The 5858-nt window shown below is 55.2% G+C and carries 5 protein-coding genes; 3 read left to right on the top strand and 2 right to left on the bottom strand.

Annotated features, from left to right (window positions below; genetic code table 11):
- Window positions 1–166: 166 nt before the first annotated feature.
- Window positions 167–640 carry an Lrp/AsnC family transcriptional regulator gene (locus tag DL239_RS21085; protein ID WP_167686068.1) on the bottom strand — a complete coding sequence of 158 codons (474 nt, stop codon included), beginning with the start codon at window positions 638–640 and terminating at the stop codon, window positions 167–169.
- A gap of 154 nt (window positions 641–794) precedes the next feature.
- Here DL239_RS21085 and doeA point away from each other — a divergent pair, with 154 nt between their 5' ends.
- Genes doeA through DL239_RS21070 form a run of 3 tightly spaced genes read left to right on the top strand, consistent with a single transcriptional unit; the run spans window position 795 to window position 4356 of the window.
- The gene (gene doeA, locus DL239_RS21080; protein WP_167686067.1) at window positions 795–1976 is read left to right on the top strand and encodes an ectoine hydrolase DoeA; all 1182 of its coding nucleotides are present in this window, start codon (window positions 795–797) and stop codon (window positions 1974–1976) included.
- 2 nt (window positions 1977–1978) lie between these two features.
- The gene (gene doeB / locus DL239_RS21075) at window positions 1979–2974 is read left to right on the top strand and encodes a N(2)-acetyl-L-2,4-diaminobutanoate deacetylase DoeB (RefSeq protein WP_167686066.1); all 996 of its coding nucleotides are present in this window, start codon (window positions 1979–1981) and stop codon (window positions 2972–2974) included.
- Between the two features lie 11 nt (window positions 2975–2985).
- Window positions 2986–4356 carry an aspartate aminotransferase family protein gene (locus DL239_RS21070; RefSeq protein ID WP_167686065.1) on the top strand — a complete coding sequence of 457 codons (1371 nt, stop codon included), beginning with the start codon at window positions 2986–2988 and terminating at the stop codon, window positions 4354–4356.
- Between the two features lie 99 nt (window positions 4357–4455).
- On the opposite strand, the gene DL239_RS21065 is transcribed toward DL239_RS21070, so the two are convergent.
- Window positions 4456–5625, bottom strand: a complete 1170-nt coding sequence (locus DL239_RS21065; protein ID WP_167686064.1) for an NnrS family protein — start codon at window positions 5623–5625, stop codon at window positions 4456–4458.
- Window positions 5626–5858 lie beyond the last annotated feature (233 nt).

Raw genomic sequence — 5858 nt, 5'->3', positions numbered from 1 at the left:
TTCCCTCATCACATCATGGATCGGTTGGCCAGTCCTCTCGCCCGTAAACTCAATATATGTCGGCTTGGTTCTCGGAGCACCACTCACATACTGGTTCCTAAACACATACAAAAACTCATGAAGGGATAGGGAGCGAAGCCAGTACGACTATGGGCAGTTCTGGGGCTTATGTAGCGTCCCACGGCGGGACATAGAATGAGGCTTTGATACGGTCCATCACAACTGTGGTCTTGAACCCTTTAATGTCAGGATTATCGTACAGGAAATTCCGAGTGAATTCCTCATATTCCTTCATATCCCGGACCGCTACAATCAACACAAAATCAGTGTCGCCGGTTACATAATATGCGCTCATGACTGTGGGCTCATTTCGAACTGATTTCTTGAAATGGTCTATGATGTCAGACCGTTCCCGTTCCAGCTGAACTGCAACCATCATGGTCATCGGACGCCCAACGGCCTCGTTGGAGACAATCGAAACATCACCTTCAATGATTTTGTCCCGGCGCAACCGGTTCAATCTGCGCTGCGTTGACGTCGGAGACAGCCCAACCTTTTCCGACAACTGAGCCGAGGTCAGTTGATTGTTCAGCTGCACTTCATGCAGAATCTTTCTGTCTAGTTCATCTAGGTTGGTCATCAGCGTCACCTCTCCGGTAAATCTGCAGAAAAAATGCGAGGCTGGGCCAAATACGCGTAAATACTGCACTGTCGGTGGCTACTATGGCATTGGGGAAAAGACCAGCACTCGCGGCGGCGAAAGCCACCACTCACGGAACAACGGAGCGACCTATATGAACGCAGCAGACCTACCTTTTTCGGTCGAGGAATATGATGACCGAATTGCCCGGGTCCGGGCTGCGATGGAGCAGAAGGGTATTGATCTGCTTGTGGTAACGGATCCGGCCAATATGGCTTGGCTCACAGGCTATGAAGGTTGGTCTTTTTATGTGCATCAGGCGGTTCTGATCGGCCCGTCTGGCGCGCCTATCTGGTGGGGCCGCGCGATGGATGCCCTTGGCGCCAAACGCACCGTGTTCATGGATGCCGATGATATCCACGGGTATCAGGACGACTACGTTCAAAATCCAGACAAGCACCCTATGCAGGATCTGGCGCAGTTGATCAGTGCCAAGGGCTGGCAAGGCGCACGCATCGGTCTGGAAATGGACAATTACTATTTCACAGCAGCCGCTTACATGTCCTTGGTGCAGTCCTTGCCGCAGGCGAAATGGGTGGATGCCAATGTTCTGGTTAATTGGCAGCGCGCCGTCAAAAGCGAGGCCGAGATCACCTATATGCGCCGCGCTGCACGTATTGTGGAACACATGCATGCAACTATTCTGGAGCGTGCCGAGCCGGGCATGAAAAAGAACGAGCTGGTGGCCGATATCTATCACGCCGGTATTTCGGGGGCAGATGGCCACTGGGGTGACTATCCGTCGATCGTACCGCTGGCACCATCAGGTCAGGATGCCACCGCGCCGCATCTGACATGGGATGACAGCGCGTTAAAGGCAGGCGAGGCGACATTCTTTGAAATCGCAGGCGTTTATCGCCGCTATCACGCTCCCCAGTCGCGCACCCTTTTCTTTGGTGAACCACCAGCCAAGTACCGTCAGGCCGAGGATGCCGTGCTCGAAGCCGTTGCGGCAGGCATGGAACAAGCCAAGCCCGGCAACCATGCCCAGGATATCGCCAACGCATTCAACGCTACCCTGAACCGTCTCGGGTTCGAAAAGGACAGCCGCTGTGGCTATCCAATCGGCTTGTCTTATCCACCAGATTGGGGTGAACACACCTTCTCGCTGCGCCGTGACGACATGACGGTGCTGCAACCGGGGATGACCTTCCACTTTATGCCCGCACTGTGGCTGGATGACGGTGGCATTGAAATTACCGAGCCAGTTCTGATCACAGAAAATGGCGCAGAAAACCTGTGTAATACCCCGCGTGGGCTGGTGGTAAAGGGCTGATCATGCGAAACAACCCAATCACGCCCACCGTCGACTTTGAGGTTGACGGCGTCCATCACGGCCACCTGCGGCTACCCTATAGCCGCGATGACAGCGCTTGGGGTTCGGTGATGATCCCGATCACTGTTGCCAAAAACGGCGACGGCCCCACGGCCTTGCTGACCGGCGCTAACCATGGCGACGAATACGAGGGGCCACTGGCGCTGGTTGATCTGGCCGCAACCCTCAGGGCCGAGGACATCTCGGGCCGCGTCATCATTGTTCCCTTCATGAACGAACCTGCTTTTGCGGTTGGGCGACGGACCTCGCCCATTGATGGCGGCAACATGAACCGTGCCTTTCCGGGACTTCCCGACGGCACCGTGACCGCGAAGATCGCCGACTATTTCCAGCGCACTTTGCTGCCCATGGCCGATGTCGTGCTCGACTTCCATTCAGGTGGCAAAACGCTTGAATTCCTGCCCTATGCGGCGTCGCATGTGTTGGACGACAAAGAGCAAGAGGCCCGCTGCTGCGCCGCACGCGACGCCTTTAACGCTCCGTTTTCCATGCAAATGCTCGAGATCGACTCGATGGGTATGTACGACGACGCGGCCGAGGGGATGGGCAAGACCTTTGTCACCACCGAACTGGGCGGCGCTGGCACATCAAGCGTCGAAACCGTCGAGATCGCCCGCAAGGGCGTGCGCAATCTTCTGATCCATGCGGGCATTCTGAAAGGGGAGATTGAGCTGTCTAAGACACGCCACCTCACTCAGACCGATGACGCTTGTTTCCACTTCGCTGAAACCGAGGGGATGGTGGAATTCACTGTGTCTCTGGGCGCTCCGGTCACCAAGGGGCAGCTCTTGGCCCGCGTCTGGCCTACACAACGCACTGGAATACCCCCTCTCGAAATCCACGCCCAGATGGACGGGTTGCTGGCAGTGCGCCACGTACCCGGACTGATTCAAATGGGCGACTGCCTTGCCGTACTGGCGCAAGAATACTCCAAATAGAAAGACCTGACATGTTGACCAATGACACCCTCGCGCAATGGGACCGCGAGACCTTTTTCCATCCCTCCACCCACCTGGCCCAGCACGCGCGCGGCGATACACCAACGCGGGTTATCTCAACGGGTGAGGGGGTCCATATCACCGACCGTGACGGCCGTAAAATGCTGGATGCATTTGCCGGGCTGTACTGCGTGAATGTAGGCTATGGCCGCACGGAAATTGCCGAGGCGATCTCCAAACAGGCGCATGAACTGGCCTATTATCATTCCTATGTGGGTCACGGCACTGAAGCCTCGATTACCCTGTCAAAGATGATCTTGGATCGCGCACCGGACAACATGTCCAAGGTGTACTTCGGCCAGAGCGGATCCGATGCGAATGAGACCAACATCAAATTGGTCTGGTATTACAACAATATCCTAGGCCGCCCTGAGAAGAAGAAAATCATCTCGCGCTGGCGTGGCTACCACGGATCCGGCCTGATGACTGGATCTCTGACCGGGCTAGAGCTGTTCCACAACAAGTTTGATTTGCCTCTGTCTCAGGTCATCCACACCGAGGCGCCGTACTATCTGCGTGGCGCTACCGAGGGCATGTCTGAAGAGGAATTCTCGGCTGATTGCGCTGCGAAACTGGAAGATATGATCCTGGCCGAAGGCCCGGACACCATCGCTGCATTCATTGGTGAACCGATCCTGGGCACAGGTGGCATCGTGCCTCCACCCGCCGGATACTGGGAAGCCATTCAGCCAGTGCTGGAGAAATACGACATCCTGCTGATTGCGGACGAGGTCGTTACCGGTTTTGGCCGTCTCGGCACCATGTTTGGATCTGCTCACTACGGCATCAAGCCCGATATCATCACCATCGCCAAAGGCCTCACCTCGGCCTATGCGCCGCTTTCCGGTTCAATCGTGTCCGACAAAATGTGGAAGGTGCTAGAGCAGGGGACAGATGAAAACGGCCCAATTGGTCATGGCTGGACCTATTCCGCCCACCCAATCGGCGCGGCGGCTGGAGTTGCCAACCTGAAGCTCATTGATGAAATGGGTTTGGTGGAAAACTCCGCTACGACAGGATCGTATCTGCTGGAGCAATTGACGGCGGCCTTTGCGGATCATCCCAACGTTGCGCAAGTCCGCGGTGAAGGCCTGATGTGCGCGATCGAATTTGCTGAGACCAAGTCGCCTCTGGGCTTCTTCGATCCGTCCCAAAAAGTCGGTTATGGGATTTCAGCAGCGATGGCAAAGCGGGATGTAATTGCCCGAGCGATGCCGCAGGGCGACATCATCGGTTTCGCGCCACCGCTCTGCATTACTCCTGCAGAAGTGGACCAAGTGGTTTCGGTTTGCAAAGAGGCGGTTTCCGAAGTTCTCGGTTAACCGTGTGGCTGCCCAATTCAGCTCATGTCTGAATTGGGCAGTTCACATTAGAAGGGCCCTGCAATTGGCTGGTCGTTGCGTTAGGGTAACCCACTGACGTTAGCTCGGTTTGCGCCGCGCTGGGTTCTGACCAAGATACCAGGGGCCGATCCTGACAAGAACCAAACCATAGGCAACAGTCCACAGGATTGCTCCGGTCCATAGTACCGTCATTGGGTCTGGCGCTATATTGACCAGTGCACTTCGAACCACTGCAGCCAGAATTAATATTATGAAGGCGAGCGATAGGTCCCAGGTCGACGCCAGTTCACGTCCGGTGTGGCCCATTGTGGCGCGTATCATCACAGCCAGTGTCATGCCGCCAATGGCGCCGATGCCAAGGATATGCAAGCCGCTGACTGTTTGGTCCACTGCCAATAACAGCAATCCCAGAGGGGTGAATGCGTAAGCGATATGCAGCATCAGCAGGAGCATGTTGGTTCGAGCCCGTAGACCTTGCCAGCGCAACAAGCGGGCAAAATGTAGACTTGCCGCCACAACCAATGTGCCGCGTGATCCCAGCCACTCAGGTGCCCCAACCCATAGCAACAAGGCAACTGCGGCGGAGACGAGGCAGAGCTTGTCGAAGCTGTTCATCGGAGTAGGAAGAGGGCCGGGATTGTTCTTGACCAGCCAGTTGCGGGTAAAGCTGGGAATGATCCGGCCGCCGATTAGTACGATCAGAAAAATCACCACGGCAAAACCCAACCGGCGTGCGTGATCTGACTCTCCGTTTTGCATCACTTCAATGTAGAACATCACATTTGAGATGAAAAACAAGCCAATGGGACAGACGACCATTAGGTTTCGCCAGTTTTTGCCGACAATGATTTCGCGCAAAACAATTGCCAGAATTGCCGCCAGATACCCACAGTCAACAACCATGGTAAAACCGAACGACAGGGGTAGGGCGCCTGCTACCGACAATCGGCCAGCCACCCACAACAGCGCTAGGGCTCCAAGTGGCCAACCTCGAACAGGCATGCGGCCGGTCCAGTTGGGGATGGCGGTGAACAGAAACCCTGTAATGACTGCAGAGGTATACCCAAACAGCATCTCATGAATGTGCCAGTCGACAGGTTGAAATGGACCTGAAATGCTGAGATCACCCTGATACATCAGCATCCATAGCAGTATCGATACGCAAGAGAATCCAAGTGCGAGCAGAAAGAAAGGACGAAACCCGTAACTAAGTAGGGTGGGGCCAGTGTATTCTTTTCGAGGCGTCATTTTCAAAGGGCCCTTCGGCGTATTTGGGGGGTGAAGTAGCCGCTGAGCCGCTCAAGTTCGTGAACCACGACACCATCTGTTGAGTTTGTGATACCCCTTCCAAAACCATGACCTGCGTTTGGAATAACAGTACCAGTGTTGGATTATCGAGTTTGTCGTTGTAGGACATTGTTGTTGAACAAACTCGGGGACATGATTTTGAAGAAGCTGGATGAGAGCCTTTTGGGTGGAGT

The sequence above is a fragment of the Parasedimentitalea denitrificans genome (assembly GCF_011813015.1).
Lineage (GTDB): Bacteria > Pseudomonadota > Alphaproteobacteria > Rhodobacterales > Rhodobacteraceae > Parasedimentitalea > Parasedimentitalea denitrificans.
This window is presented reverse-complemented; position numbering and strand designations above follow the sequence as displayed.